Source organism: Variovorax sp. PvP013, assembly GCF_050435945.1.
In the GTDB taxonomy this organism is placed as follows: Bacteria; Pseudomonadota; Gammaproteobacteria; order Burkholderiales; family Burkholderiaceae_C; genus Variovorax.
In genome coordinates this window covers 1-25,579 of the sequence record NZ_JBNDLF010000001.1, presented here as the reverse complement: position 1 = coordinate 25,579, position 25,579 = coordinate 1, and the positions used below count along the sequence as shown (strand labels likewise).

The following is a 25,579-nucleotide window of genomic DNA, read 5'->3' as shown; positions in this document are numbered from 1 at the left end:
CATGGCCCCGACACAGAAGATTTCACTCACCCGCTACCTCGTCGAGAAGCAGCGCGCCGACGGGCTCATCCCCGGCCAGCTGCGGCTGCTGCTCGAAGTGGTCGCGCGCGCCTGCAAGAGCATCAGCCAGGCCGTCACCAAGGGCGCGCTCGGCAGCGCCCTGGGCACGGCCGAGAGCGAGAACGTGCAGGGCGAGATCCAGAAGAAGCTGGACATCATCGCCAACGAGGTGCTCATCGAAGCCAACGAATGGGGCGGCCACCTCGCCGCCATGGCCAGCGAGGAGATGGACAGCATCTACGTGGTGCCCAACCGCTATCCGCAGGGCGAGTACCTGCTGCTGTTCGATCCCCTGGACGGCTCGAGCAACATCGACGTCAACGTCAGCATCGGCACCATCTTCAGCGTGCTGAAGAAGCCCGACGACCACCCCGGCGTGCAGGAGTCCGACTTCCTGCAGGCCGGCGCCAGGCAGGTCGCGGCGGGCTACTGCATCTACGGACCGCAGACCACCCTCGTCCTCACGGTGGGCAACGGCGTCGCGATGTTCACGCTTGACCACGAGCAGGGATCGTTCATCCTGACGCAGGAGGACATCCAGATCCCGGCCGACACCAAGGAGTTCGCGATCAACATGAGCAACCAGCGGCACTGGGACGAGCCGGTGAAGCGCTACATCGACGAATGCCTGGCCGGCAAGGACGGCCCGCGCGGCAAGGACTTCAACATGCGCTGGATCGCCAGCATGGTCGCCGACGTGCATCGCATCATGATGCGCGGCGGCGTCTTCATGTACCCGTGGGACAAGCGCGAGCCCGACAAGCCGGGCAAGCTGCGCCTGATGTACGAGGCCAATCCCATGGGCTGGCTCGTCGAGCAGGCCGGCGGCGCCGCCACCAACGGCCGCGAACGCATCCTCGACATCCAGCCGACCAAGCTGCATCAGCGCGTGAGCGTCATCCTCGGATCGAAAAACGAGGTCGAACGCGCGACACGCCTCCACGATCCGCTATAATCGAAGGCTTAGCCGGTGTAGCTCAGTCGGTAGAGCAGCTCATTCGTAATGAGAAGGTCGGGTGTTCGATTCATCTCTCCGGCACCAAGTGCAGTAAGGAAACCCTGCTATCAACTCGATAGCAGGGTTTTTCGCTTTCCGACTTGTGTAGCCACCATGTAGCCGTCGTGCTAGCTTAGTGGTGGTCAACTCTGCGTTATTCTGACCACGTAGACGACAAAAAGCCCGCATCAGCGGGCTTGGGGGTGCATAGAGGGATCACCAGCTAGGGACTGACAGGGAAGCAGAGAAGCTTCACTCGCACTTAAAAAGCACCTCAGCTTCGGGCCAACCACCGAACGGTTTTGGGGGGCGCTGGGTAATGTCAACCAGACGGTACTTCCTGCCATCCTTTTCGCAAGACGCTGAAGCTTCCCTTACAGCCTCCAGTTTCAGTTGCTCAGGGTTGTAAAACGCCCCCGCGTTCGTCGAGTGGGTGACTTTGCGGAGCCCGTCACCGAGTGGAACCACCCCAGTCGTAGGAACGGCACAGCCGGCCAAGGCAGCAAGCGGTAGCAGAGTGACAGACAGAAACCTGTTCATTGTTTCTTCCAGCCCATGCGTTCATAAGCAGCCCCACAGGTGTTGATTTCGTTTTGCGCGATGATGGGAAACACTCCCGGCGTGCTTGCGTTGCACTGAGCTACATTGCCCGTTTTTGGGTCTTGATAGACCGCAGGCGCAGCGCAGCCGACCAGCGGCAGCAAGACAAGCATCAGTAGCTTTTTCATCATTCCTCTCTCTCGCGGCCACACGGACCGGGCTAGTTTTTTGGTTTCGTATCTACAGAGAACCTCATTCTGCTTCCAAGAAACAGAACAACCTGTTGTCCGTTCGAGGTAGCCATTGTTTCTCTTCCTTGGCACGCTCGTGAACGACTGGCGATGTAAGTTTAAGCAAGGCTTGACCGGCATTCATCTACATATCGACGTTGCTCGGACAACATACGCGACAAACTGCGTAGCACTTCGCGGTTTCCTCCCTTCCAGCCGTTATGCGATGAAACGGCTTTGCCTTCTTCAGTACGCGGGCCTGTGGACTGCTGCCATGGGCTCCAGCGCCTTATCGCTTCTGACTGCTGCTGTCGTTGGGCGGGTGTCCATTTGCGTGCGGCCATGGCTTGTTTCCTCTAAAAGTTCGGTCGGCGTAATTTTTCTTTTGCCTGCGTGCGTGTGCGCGGAATGTTCCGCGTTGCTTTGTGGAACACCATTGTTTACTTGCTGAGAGCCGCTGGTGATGTTGGCTTGCTTGGCATAAATCACAGGCGGGTTCTTGATTGCGGCAATCGTTTCAACGGTCGCCCTACTCTGTCCCTGAGCCTTGAGCGCAAGGCGCATATAGCTCTCTGTTGCAGCAAGGTGCTGACCCATGTTCAAAGCGGCACGCCTTGCCATCTCGGCAAAAATGGCATTCAAGGCAATGGCTTGGGCAGCAAGCATTTGCTCGGCAGCTGAAAGGTCGTTGGCGCTGACGCGCTTGCCGTGGTCTTGCAAGCTTGCCACCAGTTCAGACAGCGATACGTTCGGCTGCGATGCCTCCAAAAACGTTCTGGCCGTAACCGCGTTAGCCACAACTCCATCAGTTGCTAGGTCTGCAAGCTGGCGGTCCTCAGTGACTCCCGGACGGGTCCTTATTTGCAAGGTGTTCTTTGACGTGTGCATGGTCGCCTATCGATTGCTTGTTGGTGTTTTTGCAGGCTAGTCCCACAGGTTCGAGTCGTGGCTGTATTCGTCACGTTCACGGGTCCAGCCATCGTCGCCAACGTGCAGAGATGGTCTTACGACTTGCTGCTGTGCAGTGCGAGCTACACGCAGCCGGTCTTGATACGGTCCAGCGGACTGAGTACGCCAGCCCACCGCGCGCCACAGTTGATCCAACGAAGCAAGGACACGCACGCGCTCTTTAGAGTCCGGAGATTGGGCAAACCCTACACAGGATAGGGTTCGAGGTTTCTGCCGCTTGTTTTGAAACCCTATGGGGTTCGAACCAATCGCTATAGGGTTCAGCGGACTTTCATCGAGCGGCGACTTGTCCGATGGGCGGATGGTGTTCACATCGATTCCCAGCGCCAACATTGCGCCAGTTGGGTCGCGCTCGATACATGCTGCCATGTAAGGCCATAGGGGGCCGATGGCAGTAGACACTTCCAACAGCTTACAGCGTCGAAAGACGGCTGCAATGGCCCATTGCTTGGCAATGCCGCGCATCTTGGCCCCCGCATGTTTCAGGCCAGCCAGCCCAGCCACTTTCGCAAAAAAGTTCTCACGCAAGCGTTTGAGGGCTGCGCGGTCGATAGGTGCGCTTCCTACATGTGCGCCACCCTTCACAGGCAGCAGCAACACATGAAGGTGCATTGCCGATTCGTCTAGGTGGACCACTGCACTTAGTACCGGCAGGTCCAAGGCACCAGCCAACCAGCTAAGGCACTTTGCGAAGTAATCGGTAGGGTCAGCGACTGCAGTATTTTCAGGCAAGCTAAAGACCGCTTCTATCGCTTGGCAATGGTCACGGCGCAGTTTGCCAGGAACAATGCCCGCATCGGCCTGCAGAGCTGCTGCTTGGACGCATACCTCAGCCGCCGTGGAAGGCCCATGCAAGACCATGTTGCTGTGGATGCGCGTCGGGTCGATGCGGCCTGTAGCGCCTTGCTCTGCCTGTATTTCCCGGAGGTTATGCCGGGCTGCATCCAGCAGAGTGCAGGGCTTGCGTCCATTCACGCGAGATAGGCCAATGCTCTTTACAGCAAAGTGGGCAATGCTCTCAGCCATGAGCCCCCCCTTGCTTGCGCTTGGCAAGCCATTGCAAAACAACGCGGCGGCCTTGCGGCGTCAACCAATAAATGCCAGGGCGGGCAATGCAGCCGTCGCGGTCAACGACAACTATGCGGGTGCAGGGCAAATGCGCTTTTCCAAGCCCATACTCACGCAGCCGCCGTATCAAATCAGGGCCGTTCGCACAGCCCACTTCCCAGTCAAAAGCTTCGCGCGTCACAGATGGACGACGCAGCAGGAAATCCAGCGCGCGAAGCTCGCGAGGGTTGTCCGTGCCATGAAATTTCGCCGGATAGTCACTAGAATTGTGGGCAGCGACCTCAGGAAAGAAGCCCACTTGAGTTTTTGACGGTGCGGTAGCCTTAGTCATCTGGAACCCCCTTTGCGGAACCAATGGGACGGGGCAGCACACCACAATGTCAATAGCAGGCGGTTGATTGCGGCGCTCATTTACAGCACCTTTAGCGCAGCACGGATGCCCGCCGTAGGCCAACCAAGGCGGCCATTAATGCGTACAGGCTGAAGGCCTTCGGGAGATTTTGACGCGGATGCCCAGCCCCTCAAGGTCTGAGGGCGGCGCAGCAGATAGTAGGCGGCTTGCTCAGTCGGCACCGTGGGACGGTTGACTAGCTCCAACGGTGGAAACCGTTGATCCTCAGATGGAGCACAGCGGGTTGCGCGGTTGTTGTCGGATGCGGTCAGCACTTGCGGCTGTAGCGTGGTCGTAGATTGCATTAATAATCTCCTGCGCCATCTCGGCGTTAGGGTTGTCCCAGCCAACGTAGCTGGGGTACGGGCGGCGCATAACTGCGTTGACTCGTTACGAGCACTATAGAGGAACTGGCCTCTCGTTGAGGACAGGGAATGCTGGAATCATTTGTCCGTACCCATTTTTTCCAAACGCCTTGCGTCTTGAAGCACCTCAACCGACCACATTTCGGTTGTTTTGTACTGCTTCACCAAGGCAGCCATCGTCATTTCCCTAGCCTGCTCCGCCCATCGGGGCTGACGAATTGCCAGCTTGATAGCTTCGGAAAGAGATAGCTTGGCGTCAGAGATGATTTCGTCCACGTCGATCCGAAACGCAGCTTTTTCGGCTAGCTCCCATTTTAGTGGACGACCAGCAGGGGCGTTTACCTGAAATCCTGGTACGTGTGCCTTGGCAAGTTCGAAAGCTAACCGCATCCAATTTCCAGCCTCAACTTGATGTGCCTCGAAAAGTGCTGGTAGCTTTGAAAGCATTTCGATGTTGATTCGTTGCTGCTCTGCATTCAGGTCAGACAAAAGACCATGATGTTGTTGAACGATTGGTTCCTTGAGCTTGCCTTCGTACATCATTTCATACCCTCAGAGAGTTTCAGAATAGGTGTTCCAGCAGGCAGGCAACAAAACCCGCCTTTGCGCTCATCAGTTCATTCCGGGCGGAACATCAACTCACCGCGCGAAGCTTCCCGGGTACTACATCGACCACAAACGCGATGCCAGCTAGATTCAAGATATGTGCTTCGATTCGCTCTAGGTACGGGCGCAGTGCATCCACGCTTCGGGGCCGATAGCCCTCGGCAGTGGCACTAGGCTTATGCCCCATGACTTGTGCGATGGCTCCGGCAGGGGCTCCAGCGGCCTCACCAAGCAACGAGAACGAGCGGCGTAGACCGTGGATGGTTAGCCTGTCGATGGCAGCACTCTGCAGGGCTTTGGTATGGCTTGCGCGAGTGTCTGTGATACGCCCAGCCCTTCCTGTGCTGGCGAAAACAAATGCGTTCGCGCGAGGTAGGGTCGCCAGTAGTTGCGCCAAGTACGGAGTCAATGGGATGGTTCGGGTCGCGTCTACCTTGTCGGCAATCGTCAACTTGCGCCACTGGAAGTCCACGTTTGCCCATGTCAATGCAGCCAGTTCTTCACGGCGAGCGCCTGTCAGCAGCAAAGCCCGCAAGTAGACCGATGCTGTTCGATTGTTGAGTTGCTCCACACTATTCCACCAGCCGAGCACCTGTGCAGTCTCCAATGCATCGGTACGGCGCGTATTGCTCGGAAGGCTTTCCACGATGGCAGCGGCTCTGCCAGCATCGCGGTTTGTCAGCCCCCGATATTCAGGACGGGCCGTGCACCAGCGAAGAAAGCCCCGGAACATCATCAGGGCGCGAGTAGCTTGGTGTTTGCCTGCAAGGGCTTCGCGGTCGTACCAAGCCTTTAAACTGTCTTCGTTCACCGCAGCCAGCGGTACCGCCAACAGGGGATAGAGGGGGCCCGGTCGAGTTAAGCCTTCCCCTCTCTTTTTCTTCGTCCCGCCGGCACCAGCCATTGCTTTCAAGTCTGCAAGGTAGCGCGGCTTCCAAGAATCGCGGCGCTTGGGTCGGCCTTGCTCTAGGTACAGCGGCCACACCTCACCAACGGTCAGAGCTTGGGCGATTGCAGCGGCTGCTTTAGACGCCTTGTCGGCTTGTTGCTGACGTTCTACTTCGCGGGGGTCGTTACCGGAATCGACGCTCACCCGTAGACGGTTCGCTTCCTGTCTAGCTCGCTCAATGCTCCAAGTGCGAACGTCGCCAATCGTGCGACGGATGGTCTGTCTGTGTAGCTTTGCCTCAAACACATAGGACTTGGCTCCCGCAGCAGTTACGCGCACGCGAAGGCCGGGTGCTTTGCAGTCGCGAAGAAAGGCTTGCTGCTTGCCGTCTGGACACGTCAGGCGCTCGATTGCACCGTTTGACAGGTCACATGCTTGCGAAAGGTCAGGGGTATCAGTCTTGCGCGGGCGGACCATGTTCTATCCCCTTGGTAGTGGCTACACCCAAACTCCGTGTAGCCACCATGTAGCCAAAATCCCTCAGTTTTGAGGAATACCGATCAACACAGATGCTGTACTTCCAACCAGTAAAGTGAACACAACCTGTTGATTTACATAGATTCTATCAACGGCAATCAACATAGGGAAATGTATCTATCCGGTCATTCGTAATGAGAAGGTCGGGTGTTCGATTCATCTCTCCGGCACCAGTCTCCTTCCCAGGGAGCGCCCCTCGCGGGGCAGTTCTGGGACATCAAGCCTCCTTCGGGAGGCTTTTTCGTGCCCGCTCGCATTCCGAACCCCGAAGTCCCTGATCGACGGCGGCAGTGATGTACTACGCAAGTAGTCATTCTTCTGTTCACATTTTGAAACATCGGGACTAGACTGTCTTCTTTTCGCGCTCCGCGAGACGATGCGCATGGAGGGGCCACAGTGTGAAGAAACGACTTCCCGCCGGATTCATCGACGGCCGCACGGTGGCCGAGGGCACGCGGTTCGAGGCCGACGTCTGCATCGTGGGCGCCGGACCGGTCGGGCTGTCGATGGCCGAGGCGCTGGTGGCGCGCGGTCTCACGGTGTGCATCGTCGAGAGCGGCGGCTTCGAGTACGACCCGGCGGAGCACGCGCTGTGTCGCGGCGAGAAGGCCGGCGACGCCACGGTGGACCCGTACGCCATCCGCACGCGGCAGTTCGGCGGCCTGTCCAACGTCTGGTCGATCATCTTCGACCGCCCCCGCATCGGCGTGCGCTACGTGCCGCTCGATCCTATCGACCTGGAGGCGCGCGACGAGATCCCGCACAGCGGTTGGCCCTTCGGGTTCTCCGAACTGGCGCCCTGGTACGAGCAGGCGCACGCGGTGTGCGAGCTGGGCGCCTTCGACTACGAAGGCGCGTCGCGGGCGACGCCCGCGGCCGGCTGCATCGTCTCGCCCGACGGCGAACTCAGGACCAGCCTGTTCCAGTTCGGTCCGGCCGACCGCTTCTTCGGCCGCTCGCCGGCGATCCTGGCGCGCTCCGGCCAGGCGACGGTGCTGCTGCACACCAGCGCCCTGGAGATCGACGTCTCCGACGACGGTGCCCATGTGACCGGCCTGCGCGCCGGGTGCCTCGACGGCCGGCGGCTGTCGGTCGCGGCACGCGGCTACGTGCTCTCGACCGGCGCGCTGGAGAACGCCCGGCTGATGCTGCTGTCGAACCGCCACGATCCCGCCGGCGTCGGCAACCGCCACGGCCTGGTCGGCCGCTACCTGATGGATCACCCGCAGGACTATGCCAGCCACATCGTGCCCCGGAGCCGCGATCTCTTCGACCGGCTCGCGATGTACGACCTGCAGGCCGACAAGGGCGTGGGCTACATGGCCAAGCTCGGCTTCACCGAAGCGGCGATCCGGAAGCACGGCCTGCTCAACATGACCTTCCTGATGATCCCGCTCGAAGCCACGACCCTGACGCCGGCGGTCAACAGCTTCCGCGCGCTGCTCACCGGCCACTCGCGCTTCAAGGCGCCCGAGGGCCTGTTCGCCAAGGTGGGGGCGATGGCGCGCGATCCGTTCTCGATCGCGCAGCACCTCTACCGCTTCTACGCCACGCCGGGCGTGATCTCCTCGATCGGCTACGGTGGCTGGTCGCGCGTGGCCGACAAGGCGCACACCTTCGTCGACCACATCGAGGTGGTGAACCAGCTCGAGCAGTACCCGCACGCCGACAACCGCGTGACGTTGGGCGACTCCGTCGACGCCTTCGGCCAGCGCCGGCTGCGCTACGACTTCAGCTGGCGCGCCGAGGACCAGGAGCGTTTCGTCCACAGCCGCCGCCACTTCGCCCGGCTGGTGTCGGACTCGGGACTGGGCACCTACCACTTCGACCCGCAGGCGCGCCCCAGCGAGCCGACGTCGCACCATCCGATGGGCACCACCCGCATGCACGTCGATCCGACCGAAGGCGTGGTCGACGCGAACTGCCGGGTCCACGGCATGGACAACCTGTTCGTCACCGGCGCGTCGGTGTTTCCCACCGGCGGCTACGCCAATCCGACGCTCAGCGCGATCGCGATGGGACTGCGGCTGGCGGCGTTCCTGGCGGTCGTCGTTCCGTTGCTCGACCTGGGCGGCTAACCTGCGAACCATGCCCGCCACCGCACCCGCCTTTTCCCTGTCCACCGATGCCACGGCCCGCATCGACTGCCACGTCCACGTCTTCGACCCGGAACGCTTTCCCTACGCGCCCGATGCCTGGTACGTGCCGACCCCGGCCGAGACCGGCACCCCGGCGCAGCTCGACCGCGTGCTCGACGCGCACGGCGTGCGCCACGCGCTGCTGGTCGGTCCCAATTCGGGTTACGGCACCGACAACCGCCTGCTGCTCGACACGCTCGCGCGCGGTCGCGGGCGGCACAAAGGCATCGCGGTGCTGCGCAACGACGCCGGTCGCGACGAGCTGCAGGAACTGAAGGCGCGGGGCGTGGTCGGCGTCGCCTTCAACGCGGCGCTGCTGGGCGTCGATTTCTATCGCGACGTCGGCCCCCTCCTGGAACGGCTGCGCGACCTGGACCTGTGGGCCGACGTGCAGGTGGAAGGCGACCAGCTGGTGACGCTGGCACCGATGCTCGAAGGCAGCGGCGCGCGGCTGGTGTTCGACCATTGCGGTCGCCCGGTGCCGGCCCGTGGGGTCGGTCAGGCCGGGTTCGCCGCCCTGCTCGGACTCGCGCGGACCGGTCGCGCGGCGGTCAAGCTCTCCGGCTTGGCCAAGGTGTCGACGCTGGCACCGCCGCACGACGACGTCCGACCCTGTCTGGAGGCATTGATCGAGGCCTTCACGCCGAGGCAACTCGTCTGGGCCTCGGACTGGCCCTTCCTGCGCGCGCCGGCGCGCATCGACTACGGCCCGCTGCTCGACGCTCTCGACGACCTGCTGCCCGATGCCGCCGCACGGCACGCGGTGCTGTGGGAGACGCCACGACGGCTCTTCGGCTTCGGCACCGCCGGGGACTGAACGGGTGCCCTTACCCGTGGCGCTGCTGCTCCTGGTCGGGACGGGGCCAGAACACGGGGATGTCTTCGCGCGCGCACAGGGCGCGAGCCTCCAGCTCGCTCAATTCGGTCACACTCAGTTGCTCGACCGCATCGATGTGCGGCTCGTCGTCGTCCAGCGGCATCGGCTGGCTCACTTCGGGGAGATCGGTCGCGGACTGGTCGACTCGAGTGGCGCTTCTGCGTCTCAGGAATGCAATCATGCGGTCATTGTGAGCGGTTGCTTCCGATGTGCAGTCGAGCGTTTCACGACGTTACTTCCAAGGGTTAACACGCTTGCATTCAGCTGTAACAAGCCATGGACAGGTTCGTGCCCGGATGTAAAAGGCACGCTCCTTTCCAGGCCTCGCCGGGGTCGCCGCGCCACACTGCGATGTGGCGCGCGCGCCACCGATCCTCCCGTTTCCTCCGACGCACACACACCATGACCCCATCGCGTACCGGCGGCCAGATCCTGGTCGACCAACTCATCCTCCACGGCGTCCGGCAGCTCTTCTGCGTGCCCGGCGAGAGCTTCCTGGCCGTGCTCGACGCCCTGCACGACGCCGCCATCGACGTCACGGTATGCCGCCAGGAGGGCGGCGCGGCCATGATGGCCGAGGCCCAGGGCAAGCTCACCGGCCGGCCCGGCGTGTGCTTCGTGACGCGCGGCCCCGGCGCCACCAACGCCGCCGCCGGCGTCCACATCGCGCACCAGGACTCGACGCCGATGCTGCTGTTCGTCGGCCAGGTGGCGCGCGGCGCGCTCGGGCGCGAGGCCTTCCAGGAACTCGACTACGGCGCGGTCTTCGGCACCCTGGCCAAGTGGGTGGTGGAGATCGACGATCCGGCACGCGTGCCCGAGCTGGTCTCGCGCGCCTTCCACGTCGCCTGCTCCGGGCGCCCCGGCCCGGTGGTGATCGCCCTGCCGGAGGACATGCTGACCGAGGCCGCCGCCGTCGCCGACGCCCTGCCCTTCGCCGTCGCCGAGACGCACCCCGGCGCCGCCGACATGGCGCGCTTCCAGGAACGCCTGGAGGCGGCCGAGCGGCCGGTGGTGATCCTCGGCGGCAGCCGTTGGTCGGAAGACGCCACGCGCGAGGTCGCCGCCTTCGCCGCCGCCTTCGCGCTGCCGGTCTACTGCTCCTTCCGCCGCCAGATGCTCATGAGCGCCGAGCACCCGTCGTACGCGGGCGACCTCGGCCTAGGCGCCAACCCGAAGCTGCTCGCGCGCATCCGCGACGCCGACCTGATCGTGCTGCTGGGCGGACGGCTGTCGGAGGTGCCCTCGCAGGGCTACGATCTGCTCGACATTCCGGTGCCGCGCCAGGCCCTGATCCATGTCAACGCCGACGCCGACGAACTCGGCAAGCTCTACCGCGCGGCGCAGTCCATCCACGCGACGCCGCAGGGCATCGCGCCCGCGCTGGCCGCCCTGCGCCCGGGCGCGCCGCCGCGCTGGTCCGCCCACACGCAGGCCGCGCGCGCCGAGTTCCTGGCCTGGAGCGACACGGCGCCGATCCGCATCCCCGGGCCGCTGCAGATGGGCGAGGTCATGCGGCACCTGCACGAGGTGCTGCCGGCCGACACCATCTTCTGCAACGGCGCGGGCAACTTCGCGACCTGGGTGCACCGCTTCTGGCCGTTCCGCGCCTTCGCCAGCCAGCTCGCGCCGACCAGCGGCTCGATGGGCTACGGTCTGCCCGCGGGCGTCGGCGCCAAGCGGCTCTGGCCGCAGCGCGAGGTGGTGGTGTTCGCGGGCGACGGCGACTTCCTGATGCACGGCCAGGAGTTCGCCACCGCCGTGCAGTACGGCCTGCCGATCATCGTGGTGCTGCTGGACAACGCCATGTACGGGACCATCCGCATGCACCAGGAGCGCCACTATCCCGGCCGCGTCAGCGCCACGCGGCTGCGCAACCCCGACTTCCGCGGCTATGCCGAGGTCTTCGGCGGCCACGGCGAGCGCGTCACGGACACGGCCGAGTTCGCCCCCGCCCTGGCGCGGGCGCGCGCGAGCGGCAAGCCGGCCCTGCTGCACTGCCTGCTCGACGCCGAGGCCATCACGCCGGGCAGCACGCTGCAGTCGATCCGCGAGGCGGCGCTCGCCAAGGGCTGACGCGCGCGGAGGTCGCGGGGCATCGTCGGGCGCGATGCCGACACATCGGCGGCGCCGGAATCCCCGGGTGATGGGCGATGCGGGACTACGTGAGCAGACGCTTGCGCGACCCGGGAGGGATCGGGATTCGACGCCATGATCCGGCTCGTTCCCATCCAGGGCCACAGAGCCTCAACCACAACGTCGATCCAGCCATGAACACTCCTTACGCCAACACCGCCGCCAACCGCGCCATCGACCCCCCCGCCTGGAAACGCGTTTCCTGGGGCGCCATCGTGGCGGGCGTCGTCATCGCCATCGTCGTCCAGATGGTGCTGAGCCTGCTGGGCGCCGGCATCGGCCTGAGCACGATCGATCCGATGCGCTACAGCAGCCCCGATGCCTCCACCTTCGGCATCGGCGCCGGTGTCTGGTGGGCCGTGAGCAGCATGATCTCGCTGTTCGCCGGCGGCTGGGTCGCGAGCCACCTGGCCGGCGTGCCCGAGAAGACCGACGCCCTGCTGCACGGTCTGGTGACCTGGGGCCTGGCCGCCATCGTGACGGCCTACCTGCTGGCCTCGGCCGTGGGCGCCGTGGTGCGCGGCGGTGCCAACGTGGTCGGCACGGCCGCCTCCGTCACGGCCACCGGCGCCGCGGCCGCGGCCGCTCCCCTGGCCAACATGGCCAAGGAACAGCTGCAGTCGAGCGGCATCTCCTGGGATTCCATGAAGGACGAGGCCGAGAAGCTCCTGAAGCAGACCGGCAAGCCGGCCCTGCAGCCCGAAGCCATCGCCAACAAGGCCGAGAACGCCGCCGACCAGGCCACGGGCACCGCCTCGGCGGCCGCCAACGGCCGGGCGTCGACCGACGACCTGCAGAGCGTGATCCAGAAGATCATCACCTCGGGCAAGAGCACCGTCGACCAGGTCGACCGTGACGCCGTCGTCAACGTCGTGATGGCCCGCGCCAACGTCGACCGCGCCGAAGCCGAAGCCCGCGTGGACGGCTGGATCAAGAATTACCAGCAGGCCCGCGCCAAGTTCGACGAGCAGAAGGCCGCCGCCGAAGCCAAGGCCCGCGAAGTGGCCGACGCCACCGCCAAGGCTTCGTCGCAAGCCGCGCTCGCCGCCGCCCTCGCCCTGGTGCTGGGTGCCATCGCCGCCGCCCTCGGCGGTCTGGCCGCCCGCCGCGATCCGATGGTTCGCACCACCGCCCGCGCCTACAACTGATCCACTCCACCTCAAGGAACCACGCCATGTTCGGAAAACTCTTCAAGATCGCGACCGTCGGCTGGATGGCGCTCAAGTGGTATCGCTCGCGCAACGGCGGTGCCCGTGGCACCACCTCGGCGAGCAACGTGAACCAGCCGTTCCGACGCCGCTGATCACGCACCGCGACGCCACGGCGTCGCGACCGTCACCAGAAAAAGCCGGCTCCATCGCCGGCTTTTTTTCGTCTATCCAGTGCCGGCCCGTGGCCCGGACGAGCTGGGCTCGGTCGCGTTCCGGCATCAGCAGGTTGAAGCCGTCGAGCGTGGGCGAGACGAGGACCTGCAAACCGATCCGATGGATCGATCCATTGGTGCCGTGCTGGCTCAGGGCCGTGACCGCGAGCCGTCCGAGCGCCCATGCCATCGCACTCGGCCGCGACGGCGGGCACCGCCGTTCCACGCCTCACATCCGGTTCAGACGCGATGGCGACAGGGTCTCCGCGTCCAACCCCTCGGCCCGCAGCGACTCGGGCAGCGCCTCGCCCAGCAGCAGGCTGCGCGCCAGCGCCGCCGCGCCGGCGGCGCTCTGGATGCCGTAGCCGCCCTGCCCGGCGAGCCAGAAGAAACCCTCGCGCGCGTCGTCCCAGCCGATCGCCATGTCGCCGTCGGCCACGAAGGAGCGCAATCCGGCCCAGACGCGGTGCGGGCGGCGGATCGTCATCGTGGTGGCCAGCTCGATGTGGTGGATGCCCAGCGCGACGTCGAACTCCTCGGGCACGACGTCGTGCGGGTGCACCGGGTCGGCATTGGCCGGCGAGCCCAGCAGCTGGCCGGCGTCGGGCTTGAAGTAGTAGCGCTCGTCGATGCCGACCACCGCCGGCCAGCGCGCGGCGTCGACGCCCTCGGGCGGCGCGAAGGTGAAGGCCGTGCGCCGGCGCGGCTCCAGGCCGATGCGGCGGGCGCCGGCGAGTTCGGCCAGTTCGTCGGCCCAGGCGCCGGCCGCGTTGACGAGGTGGCGCGCGCGCAGGGCGCGGCCGTCGGCCAGGGTCACGGTCCAGGCGCCGCCGTCGCGCACGAGGCCGATGACGTGGGCGTCGGTCCAGACGCGGCCGCCGTTCCGGCGGAAGCCGCGCAGGTAGCCCTGGTGCAGGGCGTGCACGTCGATGTCGCTCGCGCCGTCCTCCGCCAGGCCGAAGGCGGCGGCCTCGGGACGCAGGCAGGGCACGGCGGCCAGCATCTCGTCCTGGCCGAGCCGGCGCACGTCGCGCGAGCGTTCCGACAGCTCGCGCCAGGCCGCTTCCAGCAGGTCGCCCTGCTCGGCCGAGGCGACGTGCATCACGCCGCGCGGCGTCAGGATCGGGTCGGTGCCGAAGGCGGCCGGCGGCCGGTCGAAGAAGGCGCGGCTCGCGCGCGTCAGCGCCCGGATCGCCGGCGTGCCGTAGGTCTCCATGTAGAGCGCCGCCGAGCGCCCGGTGGTGTGGTAGCCCGGCTGGCTCTCGCGCTCGAGCAGCACGGTCGGCGCGTGGGCCGCGAGTTCCCAGCCGGTCGAGGCCCCGGCGATGCCGGCGCCGACGATGGCGAATTCGAAGGTGTCCATGAAGCGGGGATTTCTCCGGATGGGGTTCAGACGGCCGAGGCGCTGCCGCCCGAGACGGCGCCGCCCAGGATCGGCGGCGCGGTGACGATCGAATCGAGCGCCGGCACCGGAGGGCGCAGGCGGTCGGCGTCGGGACGCGGGCGGCGCAATGCCGGCGTGGCGGCGAAGGCGCGCTCCATCGCGTGCGCCACGCCCAGCGTGTGGCGGTCGGCGCGGAAGCGGCCGACGATCTGCAGCCCGAACGGCAGGCCCGCCGCGTCGGTGCCGCACGGCAGGCTCAGCGACGGGTGCGTGGTCAGCGTGGTGACGTAGGTCAGCGACAGCCAGCGGTAGTAGTTGGCCTGCGCGCGGCCTTCGACGTGCGTGGCGTGCGGCTCGGTCCAGGGGAACGGCGAGACCGGCGTCGTCGGCGCCAGGACGATGTCGAACTCGCGGTAGGCGGCCTGGAAGCGCGCCAGGATGCGCGTCTGCTCGGCCTGCGCCCAGGCGCAGTCGAGCAGGCTCATGGCCGCGCCCATCTCGTAGTTGGCGCGCGGATTGGCGCCCAGGCTGGCCGGGTCGCGCTCGTAGGCCGCGCGCGTACCGGCGACGAAGGCCTCGGCGCGCAGCACGTCGAAGCAGCGGTGCACCTCGCCGAGGTCGAAGTCCACCGGCTCGCAGCGGCGGAACAGGTGGCGCATGGCGGCGATCTTCTCGCGGAAGGTGGCGCGGATGCCGGGGTCGACGTCGCAGGCGCCGAAGTCCTCCGTGTAGCCCACGCGCAGGCCGCCCAGGTCGACCTCCGGCGGCAGCAGGAAGGACAGAGGATCGAGTTCGTACGTCAGCGGGTCGGTGGCCGAGACGCCGGCCGTGGCGGCGAGCTGCAGGCAGGCGTCGGCGACCGTGCGGCCCATCGGCCCGACCACCGAGATCGGCGTCCAGCCCAATGGCTTGCGCGAGCTGGGCACCACGCCCGGCGAGGGCCGGAAGCCCACCACGCCGCACTTGGCCGCCGGGATGCGCAGCGAGCCGCCGGTGTCCGAGCCGGTGCACACCGGCAGCATGTCCAGCGCCAGCGCCGCCGCCGAGCCGCCGGACGATCCGCCCGCGTTCAGCCGGTTGTCGAACGGGTTGCCGGTGGCGCCCCAGACCGGGTTGCGCGTGTTGGCGCCGGCGCCCATCTCGGGCACGTTGGTCTTGCCCGCGACGATGGCGCCGGCCGCGCGCAGGCGCCCCACCAGCACGTTGTCGGCCGCCGGCACGTTGGCGCGATGGATCGGCGAGCCGAAGGTGGTCAGCAGGCCGGCCGTGTCCTCCAGGTCCTTCACGCCCAGTGGCAGGCCGTGCAGCAGGCCCAGCGGCGCGCCGGCCATGACGGCCGCCTCGGCGGCGCGGGCCTCGTCGCGGGCGCGCTCGAAGCAGGTGGCCGTCACGGCGTTGACGTACGGATTGACCGCCTCGATGCGCGCGATGCAGGCGTCGAGCAGCTCGACGGGCGAGAGCTGCCTGGCGCCGATCAGGCGGCGCAGTTCGGTGGCGGGCAGCGCGATCAGGTCGCTCGATGGGCTCATGGCGTTCGTCTCCGTGGCGGGTTCATTCCGCCTTGATGTTGGCACGCGCGGCGACGGCGCGCATCATTGGCAGCTCGCGCTCGATCAGCGTGGCGACGGCCGCGCCGCCCTCGAACTTCGGCTCCAGCCCGGCGGCGAGCAGCTTCTCGCGCACCTCGGGCACGGCCAGCGTGTCGGCCAGGGCCTTTTCCAGCCGCGCGCGCACGGCCGGCGGCAGGCCGCGCGGCGCGACGACGGCGATCCAGGTGTCGGCGTCGACGTCGAAGCCCGATTCGGCGAAGGTCGGCACGTTCGGCAGCAATGCCGAGCGCTTCGCGGTGGTCACGGCGATGGCCTTGATCTTGCCGGTCTTGAGCTGGGGGATGGCGGCCGAGACGGTGTCGACCGAGAACGGCACCTGGCCGCCCATCAGGTCGGTCATGGCCGGCGCGCTGCCCTTGTAGGGAATGTGGACCAGCTGCGTCCCGGTGGCGCGCAGGATCTGTTCGCCCGTGAACTGCGAGGTGGTGCCGGTGCCGTAGGAGGCATACGAGTACTTGCCCGGCGCCGCCTTGGCGAGCGCGGCGAACTCCTTCGGCGTGGACGCCGGCACGTCCTTGTGGGCCAGCAGCACGAGCCCGGTGCGCCCGACCATGCCGATCGGCTCGAAGCCCTTGACCGGGTCGTAGGGCAGCTTGGGTTGGATCGCCGGATTGACGGTGAAGGTGGTGCCCGAGCTGATCAGCAGCGTGTAGCCGTCCGGCGCCGCCTTGGCGACGTAGCTCGCGCCGATGATGGTGCCGGCGCCGGCGCGGTTGTCGGCCACCACGTTCTGGCCGAGCTTCTCGCCCAGGGTCTTGCCCACCAGCCGGCCGACGACGTCGGTCGCGCCGCCGGGCGGGAACGGAATCACCAGCTGGATCGGCTTGGACGGATAGGCGTCGTCGGCGTGGGCGACGCCGGCCGGGAGGACGAGGCTGGCAGCCAGCGCGACGCCGGCCAGGATCAGGGTGGAGTTCATGGGAGAGGCTTTCCGGGGTCGGGTTTGGCGGGGGATGCGCAAAAGTGCGCGGAGGTGCGCGGAGGGCGGGTGAAAGGGGGGATGCGGGCCGGCCGCGTCAGGCCATGGCGGCCGAGCGGGCGAGACCCGCCGCGCCGCGGTCGCGGAAGCGGGCGTATTCGTCGTCGGGCACGAACAGCCCGCCGGTGGTCCAGGCGATGTGGGTGGAGCGCGCCAGACGGGCGGCATCGATGCCGTGGCGCGCCAGGTAGTCGCGCCCGTCGGCCGAGCCCAGCAGCATCGCCGGCCCGCCCAGGCCGGCGGCGGCCGAGGGCTCGATGCGCAGGTCCTCGGTCGCGGCGGCGAGTTCGAGCCACGGGAACAGGGCTTCGTCGTCGACCGTGCAGACACCGGCGAGCAGCGGCGCCACCGCCGCGGCCGCCAGCAGCGAGGCGCGCGGCACCGCCAGGCCGTCGGCCTCGGTGCGGTTGTCCAGGCCGATGTCGTAGACCGACGGATGCGGCCCCAGGTGCGCGCCCTCCGCCGTGCCCGCGAGCATCTGCACCAGGAAGCACGGCGAGCGGGTCGGCTCGACGAAGACGCAGTGCGCGTGCGGACCGTAGTGCTGCGCCAGCCCCAGCGCGATGCCGCCCGGCGCGCCGCCCACGCCGCACGGCAGGTAGACGAACAACGGGTGCCCGGCGTCCACCGGCCGGCCCAGCATCGCCAGCTGCGCGGCGAGGTGCGGCGCCGCGGCGGCATAGCCCAGCAGCAGCGACAGCGAGCGCTCGTCGTCGACGAAGTGGCAGCGCGGATCGGCGGCGGCGGCCTCGCGCCCGGCCGCCACGGCCTGCGCGTAGTCGCCCGCGTGCTCGACCACCGTGACGCCCCGGCGGCGCAGGCGCTCCTTCTTCCATTCCTTGGCGTCGGCCGACATGTGGACCACGGCCCGGAAGCCCAGCGCCGCGGCCATCACGCCGATCGACAGGCCCAGGTTGCCGGTCGAGCCGACGGCGATCTCGTGCGTGGCGAACAGCGCCCGCGCGGCCGGCGACACCAGCGCGAGCGGGTCGCCCCCGACGTCGATGCCGTGACGCATCGCGAGCGCCTCGGCATGCTCCAGCACCTCGTGGATGCCGCCGCGCGCCTTGATCGAGCCGGCCACCGGCAATGCGTGATCGCCCTTGACCAGCAGCGTGCCGGCCTCGGGCGGCAGGCCCAGTGCCGCCTGCAGGCGCGGCACCGGCCGCAGGGCGGATTCGATGACGCCGGCCCCGGCGCGCAACTCCGGGAACAGTTCCTGCAAGGCCGGCGCGCAGCGGCGGAAACGCGCCACGGCGCCCGCCACGTCGGCCGGACCGACGAGGGACGGCGTGGCGGCCAGGGCGACGGCGCGATCGACGTGGGAGGCCCACAGCACGGGCTCGGCGGCGCGCAGGGCGTCGAGTGAAAAATCCGCGATGGCGGGAGTGGCGAAGGAATGAGGCATAAGGTGGGGAAATTCTCCGGTCCGTCGTCGGCGGGCACAACGCATTGGTATTGCGCCGGCCATTAGCCGGACTCATCGCCGCATGGACATCCGCCTCACGCCTTCGCTCCTCGCATGGTTACGGTGCTTCGAAGCCACCGCACGGTGCCGCAGCTTCACCCGCGCCGCCTCGGCGTTGTGCGTGACCCAGGGCGCGGTCAGCCAGCAGGTCAAGCACCTGGAGGACTGGCTCGGCCGCCCGCTGCTGCTGCGCACGCCCCGCGCGCTCGTGCCCACGCCCGAGGGCCAGTGGCTGGCGGTGGTGCTGCGCGAGTCGTTCCAGGCCATCGAGGGCACACTCGGCCAGCTGCGCGAGGCCCGGCCCGACCAGCCCACGGGCCTGAGCTGCGCGCCCTCCTTCGCCATGGGCTGGCTCACGCCCCGGCTGGGCGACTTCTACCGCGCCCACCCGGACGTGGGCCTGCGCGTGGTGGGCGAGTTCCACGCGCTCGACCGCGAGCGCATGGCGCGCGACGACGTCGAGGCCGCCGTGCGCTTCGACCTCGGCGACTACCGCGACCTGCAGGCCACGGCCTTCCTCGACGAGTGGCTGGTGCCGGTGGCGAGCCCCGCCTTCCTGCTCGCCCACCCCGACCTGCGCGAGCCGGGCGACCTGCGTCCCGCGATGCTGCTGCACGACGACAGCCCCTGGGCCGGCGCCGGCCCGACGCAGGAATGGGGCGACTGGCTGCGCCATGCCGGCGTCGACCCGCCCGACCTGGCGGCGGGCCACCACTTCAATCTCTCCCAGCTCGCCGTCGGCGCCGCGCTGGCCGGCCAGGGCGTCGCCATCGGCCGCGCCGCGCTGGTGCTCGACGACCTGGTCGCCGGCCGGCTGGTGGCGCCCTTCGGCCGGCCGATGCGTTCGCGCGCGTCGTACTTCTTCGTCACCGGCATGGCGCCGTCGGCCGCGGTGCTGCAGGTGCAGGCCTGGCTCGGCGCGCAGGCCGCGCGCTTCCGCGTGCGGCGCGACGCCGTCTTCGCCGGGCTGCGGCCGCTGTCCGCGCCGGGTGCCGCGCGCGACATCGACGACGCCGCGCCGACGCCTACGATGGCGGTCCCTTCTCCCTCGCCCGGGTCAGGTCCGCCATGAACATCCACGACGCCGTCGCCAGCCGCCGCTCGGTGCGCCACTTCCTTCCCACGCCGGTGCCCGCGCCGGTCATCCGCCGCGTGCTCGAACAGGCCCTGCGCGCGCCCTCGGGCGGCAACCTGCAGCCCTGGCACCTGCACGTGGTGGGCGGCGCGAAGCTCGACGAACTCAAGGCGCTGATGCGCGAGCGCCTCGAACAGACGCCGCGCGGCGAGGGCGCCGAGTACGACGTCTATCCGCGCGAGCTGACGTCGCCCTACCGCGAGCGTCGCCACGCCGTGGGCGAGCAGATGTACGAGCGCCTGGGCGTGCCGCGCGAGGACCGCTTCGCGCGCCTGCGCTGGTTCGCCCGCAACTACCAGTTCTTCGGCGCGCCGCTGGCGCTGTTCTGCAGCGTCGACCGGCGCATGGGACCGCCGCAGTGGTCGGACCTGGGCATGCTGCTGCAGACCGTGATGCTGCTGCTGCGCGCCGAGGGGCTCGACAGCTGCGCGCAGGAATGCTGGGCGGCGTTCCCGAAGACGGTCGGCGACTTCCTGGCGCTGCCGCCCGAGCGGATGCTCTTCACCGGCATGGCGATCGGCCGCGCCGACCCGGACCACGCGCTCGAGGGCTTCCGCTCCGAGCGCGCGCCGCTGGACGAGGTGGCCGAATTCGTCGGCCTCTGACGCTTCACCGCGTCGTCGCGACACCCGACGCGCGCCACGACCATACTCGGCCCCGTCCCCTTCATCGCCCTTCCCATTCCCTTTCCCGCGCCCGCCATGACCTCCTCCCTCCCGGCGTCCGAGTCCCCGTCGTCGAACGATCCCCACGCCGCCGGAGCGCCTCCGCACGCGCGCGCGGGCGTCGGCGTGACCGTCGCCGCGCTCGGCGTCGTGTTCGGCGACATCGGCACCTCGGTGCTCTACGCCTTCAAGGAGACGCTCAACCCCGCGCACGGCGTCGGCTTCTCGCCCGACGCGGTGCTGGGCCTGCTGTCGCTGATCTTCTGGGGCCTGATGGTGGTGGTGACGCTCAAGTACGTGGTGTTCGTGCTGCGCGCCGACTACGACGGCGAGGGCGGCATCCTGGCCCTGCAGGCGCTGGCGCGGCGGGCCCTGGGCACGCGCGAGGACGCCCCGCGCCTGTGGGGCCTGGTCGGCCTGCTGGGCCTGGTGGGCGCGGCGATGTTCTACGGCGACAGCCTCATCACGCCGGCGATCTCGGTGCTGTCGGCGGTCGAGGGGCTGGAGGTGCAGGCGCCGCAGTTCGAGCGCTTCATCATCCCCGTGACGATCGCCATCCTGGTGGCGCTGTTCGCCGTGCAGCGCAAGGGCACCGAGCGCGTGGGCCGGGTGTTCGGCCCGGTGATGCTGCTGTGGTTCGGCCTGCTGGCATTGAGCGGCGTGCTGCAGATCGTGCAGGAGCCGCGCGTGCTCGCCGCGCTCGACCCGCGCCACGCCGTCGGCTTCCTGTGGACGCACGGGCCGCAGGCGCTGGCGGTGCTGGGCGCGGTGTTCCTGGCCTTCACCGGCGGCGAGGCGCTCTATGCCGATATGGGCCACTTCGGCGCCCGGCCGATCCGCCTCGCGTGGCTGTTCATCGCCCTGCCGGCGCTGGTGCTGAACTACTTCGGCCAGGGCGCGCTGGTGCTGGCCGACCCGGGCGCGGTCGACAACCCGTTCTTCCGGCTCTTCCCGTCGTGGGCGGTGCTGCCGATGGTGGTGCTGGCGGCCATGGCGACCGTCATCGCCTCGCAGGCGGTGGTCTCGGGCGCCTTCTCGCTGACCGCGCAGGCCATCCGCATGGGCTACCTGCCGCGCCTGCGCGTGGTGCAGACCTCGGGCACGGCGATCGGCCAGATCTACGTGCCGTCGATCAACTGGATCCTGATGACCGGCGTGATCCTGCTGGTGCTGGGCTTCGGCAGCTCCAGCGCGCTGTCGGCCGCCTACGGCATCGCGGTGTCGATCACGATGGTGACGACCACCCTGCTCGCGGGCATCGTCGCCTTCGGGCTGTGGCGCTGGAACCGCGTGGCGGTGGCCGTCGGCGTGGCGGTGTTCGTCGCCATCGACCTCGCCTTCGTCACCGCCAACAGCCTGAAGATCGCCGACGGCGGCTGGCTGACCCTGGCCGTGGCGATCGCCGTGATGGCGATCTTCACCACCTGGGCGAAGGGCCGGCGCATCGGCCTGGGGATCGTGGAGGCCGACGCCATCGCGCTCGCGCCCTTCGTCGAATCGCTCGCCGCGCACATGCCGCACCGCGTGCGCGGCACCTCGGTGTTCCTGCATCCAGGGGAGGACTCGGTGCCCTACGCCCTGCTGCACAACCTCAAGCACAACCAGGTGCTGCACGAGCGGGTCGTGGTCCTGGTGGTGCGGTCGCGCCCGGTGCCGCGCGTGGACGCGCGCGATCGCATCTCGGCGCGCACGCTGGGCCACGGCATCTGGGTCGTGACCGCGCGGCACGGCTTCATGGAGACGCCCGACGTGCCCGAGTTCATCCGCGTCTTCGCCTACCAGCAGGGCGTGGCCTGCGACTCGATGACGACCTCGTACTTCATCTCGCGCGCCTCGCTCACGGTGGGGGAGTTGCCCGGCATGAGCCGGTTGCGCCAGGCCCTCTTCGGCTGGCTGCAGCGCAACGCCGGGCGCGCGTCGGACCACTTCCGGTTGCCGGGCAACCGCGTGGTGGAGATGGGCCAGCGAGCGTGAAACAGGCTCGCCCCCAGGCTTCGCGCACTTCGTGTCGCTTCGCCCACCCCCTACCGGGGGCGACACCGGAGGCCCGGCGAAGCCGGTTCCTCGGTGTCCTGGGCTCGCCCCCGGGCTTGTGTACTGCGGGTCGCTTCGCCTACCCCCTGCCGGGGGCGACACCCGAGGCCCGGCGGAGCCAGTTCCTCGGTGTCCTGGGCTTGCCCCCAGGCTCGTGTACTGCGGGTCGCTTCGCCTACCCCCTGCCGGGGGCGACACCGGTGGTCCGGCGAAGCCGGTTCCTCGGTGTCCTGGCACTGGATCGCGCCGGCTTCATCGGTCAGGGTTGCGGATATCGCATCGTGCCGTGATCGCCGGCATCGGCGCCGGCGGTTCTCGCGCGGGCGCTATCGCCGGTTGAACAGCACGCCGAGGTCGATCGCCTGGCCCATGGCCAGGTAGCCGGTGCGGTTGGGGTGGAGCTTGTCGCCGGGGCCGCCGGTGGTGCTCTCGGGGACGAACTCGTCGCGCAGGCCGCCGGTGGCGGGGTCGAGGGTGGCACCGTCGAAATCGGCCACGCCGTCGAACAGGCCGGAGGTGCGGATGAAGGCGTTGAGCGCCTTGCGCTTCTCGTCCTGCTCGGCGTGGCCGTGGGCGGCGCTGCTGCTTCCCAATGCCGAGGTCAGGGTCGCGCCGATGACGCGCACGCCGGGCAGGCCGGCGCGCAGGCGCGCCACGCCCTTGGCCATGCCGTCGCGCACGGCCTCGAAGGAGGCGCCGCCGTTGCGGCTGAAGTCGTTGATGCCTTCGAGCCAGATCACCGTCGACACGCCGGAGAGCGACAGGACGTCGCGCTGCAACCGGTCGCGCGACGACGGACCGCCGGGGAACGGCTTCTGCGGCGAGTAGGCCGCCGGGCCGACCACCTGGTTGCCGCCGATGCCGGCGTTGACGACCGCGACGCGGTTGCCATGGATCGCGTGCAGGCGCCGCGCGAGCACGTCGGGCCAGCGGTCGTCGCCGTTCATGGTGCTGGCCGTGCCGTCGGTGATCGAGTCGCCGAAGGCCACCACCACGCGCGTGTCGGCCGGCGCGCGCATGTCCACCGCGTCGAGGAAATACCACGACGCGGTGCTGAAGGGAAAGGCGGCCTCGTCCTCGGACGCACCGACCGCGCCGGCGCCGGGGCGACCGACGTAGGAGGTGTTGAGCGCCTTCGCGTGCCACGTCATCGGCCCGCTCTCGCCGGCCACGTGGAAGCTCACGGCCAGGCGCCGGCCCGCGAGCGCCACGGCCTCGGCGCTCGATCCCGGATCGCGCACGAACGGCAGCGCCACGGCGTCGCTCCAGACCGATTCGCCCGGCGGCACGGTCACGCCCGGCTGGCCGCCGAAGGTCACGGGACGGTTGGTGCCGGCGACGATCGCCGCGCTGCCGCGCTGCAGGCCGACGAAGGCGCCGTCGAAGGTCACGGGCCGGGTGCCCAGCGCGTTGGAGAAGCGCAATCGCACCTGGCGGCCCCAGACATCGGGCCGCACGATCAGGCGGAAGCTCTGGTCGCGCGCGCCGGCCTCGGGCGACGGAAAGGCGAAGCGCAGGTCGGGCTGCGCCGACGGATTGCCGATGGGGTACGGGCCCTGGACGGCGCCGGTCCATGCCGTCGCCCACTTGTCGGTGGACGCCGGCACGGCACGGGGTGCCGCGGTCTGCGCGGCGGCGGCGAAGGCGACCAGGGCAGCGGTCAGGATTGCGAGGGAGCGAGGGATTCGCAGGGTCATGGAAAAGTCTCCGGAGTGAGGAATCGGACGATCTCCCTCGTCGCACTTCGGAGTATGGACAGCTTCCCGGAAACGACGTGCGTCGAGCGGCCGCCCGCCCATTCCCAGGCCCCATGGAAAAAGGGTCCACGACCTTGCGTCGTGGACCCTTTGATCCGACCTGCCGGTCGACGAGGCGTCAGTCGACCTGCTTGAGCGACGACAGGTCGACGCTGCCGTTCTGGCTCGTGAAACTGGGCGAGCCGTCGCCGGAGCCGCCCTGGGACTGGCTCACGCCGGAGATCTGGTGATCACCCGTGTCGTACTGGGTGACCTTGCCGTTCTGGTCGATGGCCAGACGATGCTGGTCGGGGAAGAACGCATAGCGCATGCCGTTCTGCGAGCCGCTGCTCGACGGATTGGACAGGCCTTGCGGCCACCAGCTCGAATCGGGCGGGTCCATCGGTTTCATGGGCTTCATGGGTGCCATGGGCTTCATCGGTTCCATGTGGATTCCTGGGAAGTGGGGGTGGGAGAAATGCGGATGTCGACGATCGGGCTCAGTAGCGGCGATCGCCGCCGATGAACTTGATGAACAGGGCCGTGAGCAAGGCACCGCCGGCCGCCGCGATCAGCACCGACTTCACGGGTTCGTCGCCGACGTAGCGCACGCTGGCGCTCTGCAGGTCGGCGGCCTTGTGCTTGAGATCGGTGATCTTCTTGCCCGCCGCGTTCACCGCGCCGGAGGCATAGGTGCGCGTGGTCTCGGCCGCATCGCTGGCGATGTCCTTGGCGTCCGCCGCCAGACCCTTGGCCGTGTCGACGGCTTCGCGACCCGTGGCCTTGGCGTCCTCGACCGCCGGACGCAGGGAACGCGCGGCATCGGCACCGATGCTCTTCGCTTCGTTGGCCAGACCGTTGGCCGCCTGGGCGGCGTCGCGTCCCACGTGCCTCGTGTCGTCGGCGAGTTGCGAAGGGGTCTTGAAGTCGTCTGCCATGGAAATCCTTGAAAAATTTATTGCCGACAAAACGCGGTAGTTAATACATATTCACTCATGAATGATTAATTACTCATGTGAGAAATGTCAATATTTCGATGTAGTCAAAATTCAACTTAAGAAATTCTTATTCGAATAGATACTTATATATTTCAAACAAAAGTCACAGTTATTTTCCCGAATTTGCGCAATTTGCCACACGTCGGCCGAAAACGCGCTTTCATCGGGATGTAGGACGATGTCTCTTCTTGTGTAGGACTGCGCCTTGTCAAAATTCGCACACTGTCTAACACAAGGGGTTTTAAGTGACGAAAGTATTAAAGAGTGTACGTTTGGGTACATTTTTGGCCATCGCAGGCTTTTCGGCAGCTCCCACCTGGGCGGCCGATCTGTTGCAGCTGACGGTGCAGGGCAAGTCCTTCACGCTGACCTCGGCGACCACCGTAAGCTACGGGGCCAATAAC

General features: G+C 67.6%; 23 protein-coding genes and 1 tRNA gene. 10 read left to right on the top strand and 14 right to left on the bottom strand.

The genetic code is table 11. The features are described from left to right. Nucleotide 1 precedes the first annotated feature (1 nt). Together ABID77_RS00120 and ABID77_RS00115 are read left to right on the top strand one after the other, a co-directional pair. A complete protein-coding gene (locus ABID77_RS00120) occupies nt 2-1,015 on the top strand; it encodes a class 1 fructose-bisphosphatase (protein WP_429589116.1) in 1,014 nt (337 codons plus the stop codon). Between the two features lie 11 nt (nt 1,016-1,026). Beyond that, a tRNA-Thr gene (locus ABID77_RS00115) sits at nt 1,027-1,102 on the top strand. 491 nt (nt 1,103-1,593) lie between these two features. On the opposite strand, the gene ABID77_RS00110 is transcribed toward ABID77_RS00115, so the two are convergent. From ABID77_RS00110 to ABID77_RS00085, 6 genes are all read right to left on the bottom strand, one after another. Next, the gene (locus tag ABID77_RS00110; protein ID WP_429589114.1) at nt 1,594-1,785 is read right to left on the bottom strand and encodes a hypothetical protein; all 192 of its coding nucleotides are present in this window, start codon (nt 1,783-1,785) and stop codon (nt 1,594-1,596) included. 288 nt (nt 1,786-2,073) lie between these two features. Beyond that, nucleotides 2,074-2,715 carry a hypothetical protein gene (locus ABID77_RS00105; RefSeq protein WP_429589111.1) on the bottom strand — a complete coding sequence of 214 codons (642 nt, stop codon included), beginning with the start codon at nt 2,713-2,715 and terminating at the stop codon, nt 2,074-2,076. A gap of 36 nt (nt 2,716-2,751) precedes the next feature. Continuing rightward, on the bottom strand, nt 2,752-3,822 hold the full coding sequence (locus ABID77_RS00100; protein ID WP_429589108.1) for a plasmid recombination protein: 1,071 nt from the start codon (nt 3,820-3,822) through the stop codon (nt 2,752-2,754). Next, nucleotides 3,815-4,195 (bottom strand): hypothetical protein, encoded by a 381-nt coding sequence (locus ABID77_RS00095; protein WP_429589105.1) that lies wholly within the window; start codon nt 4,193-4,195, stop codon nt 3,815-3,817. The genes ABID77_RS00100 and ABID77_RS00095 overlap by 8 nt, the downstream gene beginning before the upstream one ends. Before the next feature lie 503 nt (nt 4,196-4,698). Beyond that, nucleotides 4,699-5,163, bottom strand: coding sequence for a hypothetical protein (locus ABID77_RS00090; protein WP_429593371.1), 465 nt, complete (start codon nt 5,161-5,163; stop codon nt 4,699-4,701). A gap of 91 nt (nt 5,164-5,254) precedes the next feature. After that, nucleotides 5,255-6,592, bottom strand: a complete 1,338-nt coding sequence (locus tag ABID77_RS00085) for a tyrosine-type recombinase/integrase (RefSeq protein WP_429589102.1) — start codon at nt 6,590-6,592, stop codon at nt 5,255-5,257. A 458-nt stretch (nt 6,593-7,050) separates the two neighbouring features. On the opposite strand from ABID77_RS00085, the gene ABID77_RS00080 reads away from it, so the two are divergent. Together ABID77_RS00080 and ABID77_RS00075 are read left to right on the top strand one after the other, a co-directional pair. Next, entirely contained in the window at nt 7,051-8,730 is a 1,680-nt protein-coding gene (locus tag ABID77_RS00080; RefSeq protein WP_429589099.1) for a GMC oxidoreductase, read from the top strand. Nucleotides 8,731-8,740: 10 nt separating this feature from the next. Continuing rightward, entirely contained in the window at nt 8,741-9,607 is an 867-nt protein-coding gene (locus tag ABID77_RS00075; RefSeq protein ID WP_429589097.1) for an amidohydrolase family protein, read from the top strand. Nucleotides 9,608-9,617: 10 nt separating this feature from the next. Here ABID77_RS00075 and ABID77_RS00070 read toward each other — a convergent pair whose 3' ends face one another. Then, nucleotides 9,618-9,848 carry a hypothetical protein gene (locus tag ABID77_RS00070; RefSeq protein WP_429589094.1) on the bottom strand — a complete coding sequence of 77 codons (231 nt, stop codon included), beginning with the start codon at nt 9,846-9,848 and terminating at the stop codon, nt 9,618-9,620. 221 nt (nt 9,849-10,069) lie between these two features. Here ABID77_RS00070 and ABID77_RS00065 point away from each other — a divergent pair, with 221 nt between their 5' ends. The 3 genes from ABID77_RS00065 to ABID77_RS00055 all read left to right on the top strand — a co-directional run bounded on the left by ABID77_RS00065 (nt 10,070) and on the right by ABID77_RS00055 (nt 13,106). Then, complete coding sequence (locus ABID77_RS00065) at nt 10,070-11,743, top strand: thiamine pyrophosphate-binding protein (RefSeq protein ID WP_429589091.1); 1,674 nt, start codon at nt 10,070-10,072, stop codon at nt 11,741-11,743. 194 nt (nt 11,744-11,937) lie between these two features. Continuing rightward, entirely contained in the window at nt 11,938-12,951 is a 1,014-nt protein-coding gene (locus ABID77_RS00060) for a hypothetical protein (protein ID WP_429589088.1), read from the top strand. Nucleotides 12,952-12,977: 26 nt separating this feature from the next. Further along, on the top strand, nt 12,978-13,106 hold the full coding sequence (locus tag ABID77_RS00055) for a hypothetical protein (protein WP_429589085.1): 129 nt from the start codon (nt 12,978-12,980) through the stop codon (nt 13,104-13,106). A gap of 289 nt (nt 13,107-13,395) precedes the next feature. Here ABID77_RS00055 and ABID77_RS00050 read toward each other — a convergent pair whose 3' ends face one another. The 4 genes from ABID77_RS00050 to ABID77_RS00035 all read right to left on the bottom strand — a co-directional run bounded on the left by ABID77_RS00050 (nt 13,396) and on the right by ABID77_RS00035 (nt 18,547). Beyond that, nucleotides 13,396-14,529 carry an NAD(P)/FAD-dependent oxidoreductase gene (locus ABID77_RS00050; RefSeq protein WP_429589082.1) on the bottom strand — a complete coding sequence of 378 codons (1,134 nt, stop codon included), beginning with the start codon at nt 14,527-14,529 and terminating at the stop codon, nt 13,396-13,398. Nucleotides 14,530-14,555: 26 nt separating this feature from the next. Then, nucleotides 14,556-16,079, bottom strand: a complete 1,524-nt coding sequence (locus ABID77_RS00045) for an amidase (protein ID WP_429589079.1) — start codon at nt 16,077-16,079, stop codon at nt 14,556-14,558. A 22-nt stretch (nt 16,080-16,101) separates the two neighbouring features. Beyond that, nucleotides 16,102-17,079 (bottom strand): Bug family tripartite tricarboxylate transporter substrate binding protein, encoded by a 978-nt coding sequence (locus ABID77_RS00040; RefSeq protein WP_429589076.1) that lies wholly within the window; start codon nt 17,077-17,079, stop codon nt 16,102-16,104. Between the two features lie 97 nt (nt 17,080-17,176). Further along, nucleotides 17,177-18,547 carry a D-serine ammonia-lyase gene (locus ABID77_RS00035; RefSeq protein ID WP_429589073.1) on the bottom strand — a complete coding sequence of 457 codons (1,371 nt, stop codon included), beginning with the start codon at nt 18,545-18,547 and terminating at the stop codon, nt 17,177-17,179. Nucleotides 18,548-18,629: 82 nt separating this feature from the next. Here ABID77_RS00035 and ABID77_RS00030 point away from each other — a divergent pair, with 82 nt between their 5' ends. From ABID77_RS00030 to ABID77_RS00020, 3 genes are all read left to right on the top strand, one after another. After that, entirely contained in the window at nt 18,630-19,679 is a 1,050-nt protein-coding gene (locus tag ABID77_RS00030; protein WP_429589070.1) for a LysR family transcriptional regulator, read from the top strand. Next, the gene (locus ABID77_RS00025; RefSeq protein WP_429589067.1) at nt 19,676-20,347 is read left to right on the top strand and encodes a nitroreductase; all 672 of its coding nucleotides are present in this window, start codon (nt 19,676-19,678) and stop codon (nt 20,345-20,347) included. The genes ABID77_RS00030 and ABID77_RS00025 overlap by 4 nt, the downstream gene beginning before the upstream one ends. A gap of 96 nt (nt 20,348-20,443) precedes the next feature. After that, complete coding sequence (locus tag ABID77_RS00020; RefSeq protein ID WP_429589064.1) at nt 20,444-22,381, top strand: potassium transporter Kup; 1,938 nt, start codon at nt 20,444-20,446, stop codon at nt 22,379-22,381. A gap of 386 nt (nt 22,382-22,767) precedes the next feature. Here ABID77_RS00020 and ABID77_RS00015 read toward each other — a convergent pair whose 3' ends face one another. The 3 genes from ABID77_RS00015 to ABID77_RS00005 all read right to left on the bottom strand — a co-directional run bounded on the left by ABID77_RS00015 (nt 22,768) and on the right by ABID77_RS00005 (nt 25,115). Continuing rightward, on the bottom strand, nt 22,768-24,138 hold the full coding sequence (locus ABID77_RS00015; protein WP_429589061.1) for a GDSL-type esterase/lipase family protein: 1,371 nt from the start codon (nt 24,136-24,138) through the stop codon (nt 22,768-22,770). Between the two features lie 178 nt (nt 24,139-24,316). Continuing rightward, nucleotides 24,317-24,598 (bottom strand): hypothetical protein, encoded by a 282-nt coding sequence (locus ABID77_RS00010; protein WP_429589058.1) that lies wholly within the window; start codon nt 24,596-24,598, stop codon nt 24,317-24,319. Nucleotides 24,599-24,677: 79 nt separating this feature from the next. Next, nucleotides 24,678-25,115 carry a hypothetical protein gene (locus ABID77_RS00005; RefSeq protein WP_429589055.1) on the bottom strand — a complete coding sequence of 146 codons (438 nt, stop codon included), beginning with the start codon at nt 25,113-25,115 and terminating at the stop codon, nt 24,678-24,680. Between the last annotated feature and the right edge of the window lie 464 nt (nt 25,116-25,579).

Coding starts and splice junctions, on each gene's coding strand:
- ABID77_RS00120 (WP_429589116.1), top strand. CDS start 2: ATGGCCCCGACACAGAAGATTTCACTCACCCGCTACCTCGTCGAGAAG.
- ABID77_RS00110 (WP_429589114.1), bottom strand. CDS start 1,785: ATGAAAAAGCTACTGATGCTTGTCTTGCTGCCGCTGGTCGGCTGCGCT.
- ABID77_RS00105 (WP_429589111.1), bottom strand. CDS start 2,715: ATGCACACGTCAAAGAACACCTTGCAAATAAGGACCCGTCCGGGAGTC.
- ABID77_RS00100 (WP_429589108.1), bottom strand. CDS start 3,822: ATGGCTGAGAGCATTGCCCACTTTGCTGTAAAGAGCATTGGCCTATCT.
- ABID77_RS00095 (WP_429589105.1), bottom strand. CDS start 4,195: ATGACTAAGGCTACCGCACCGTCAAAAACTCAAGTGGGCTTCTTTCCT.
- ABID77_RS00090 (WP_429593371.1), bottom strand. CDS start 5,163: ATGATGTACGAAGGCAAGCTCAAGGAACCAATCGTTCAACAACATCAT.
- ABID77_RS00085 (WP_429589102.1), bottom strand. CDS start 6,592: ATGGTCCGCCCGCGCAAGACTGATACCCCTGACCTTTCGCAAGCATGT.
- ABID77_RS00075 (WP_429589097.1), top strand. CDS start 8,741: ATGCCCGCCACCGCACCCGCCTTTTCCCTGTCCACCGATGCCACGGCC.
- ABID77_RS00070 (WP_429589094.1), bottom strand. CDS start 9,848: ATGATTGCATTCCTGAGACGCAGAAGCGCCACTCGAGTCGACCAGTCC.
- ABID77_RS00065 (WP_429589091.1), top strand. CDS start 10,070: ATGACCCCATCGCGTACCGGCGGCCAGATCCTGGTCGACCAACTCATC.
- ABID77_RS00060 (WP_429589088.1), top strand. CDS start 11,938: ATGAACACTCCTTACGCCAACACCGCCGCCAACCGCGCCATCGACCCC.
- ABID77_RS00055 (WP_429589085.1), top strand. CDS start 12,978: ATGTTCGGAAAACTCTTCAAGATCGCGACCGTCGGCTGGATGGCGCTC.
- ABID77_RS00050 (WP_429589082.1), bottom strand. CDS start 14,529: ATGGACACCTTCGAATTCGCCATCGTCGGCGCCGGCATCGCCGGGGCC.
- ABID77_RS00045 (WP_429589079.1), bottom strand. CDS start 16,079: ATGAGCCCATCGAGCGACCTGATCGCGCTGCCCGCCACCGAACTGCGC.
- ABID77_RS00040 (WP_429589076.1), bottom strand. CDS start 17,079: ATGAACTCCACCCTGATCCTGGCCGGCGTCGCGCTGGCTGCCAGCCTC.
- ABID77_RS00035 (WP_429589073.1), bottom strand. CDS start 18,547: ATGCCTCATTCCTTCGCCACTCCCGCCATCGCGGATTTTTCACTCGAC.
- ABID77_RS00030 (WP_429589070.1), top strand. CDS start 18,630: ATGGACATCCGCCTCACGCCTTCGCTCCTCGCATGGTTACGGTGCTTC.
- ABID77_RS00025 (WP_429589067.1), top strand. CDS start 19,676: ATGAACATCCACGACGCCGTCGCCAGCCGCCGCTCGGTGCGCCACTTC.
- ABID77_RS00020 (WP_429589064.1), top strand. CDS start 20,444: ATGACCTCCTCCCTCCCGGCGTCCGAGTCCCCGTCGTCGAACGATCCC.
- ABID77_RS00015 (WP_429589061.1), bottom strand. CDS start 24,138: ATGACCCTGCGAATCCCTCGCTCCCTCGCAATCCTGACCGCTGCCCTG.
- ABID77_RS00010 (WP_429589058.1), bottom strand. CDS start 24,598: ATGAAGCCCATGAAACCGATGGACCCGCCCGATTCGAGCTGGTGGCCG.
- ABID77_RS00005 (WP_429589055.1), bottom strand. CDS start 25,115: ATGGCAGACGACTTCAAGACCCCTTCGCAACTCGCCGACGACACGAGG.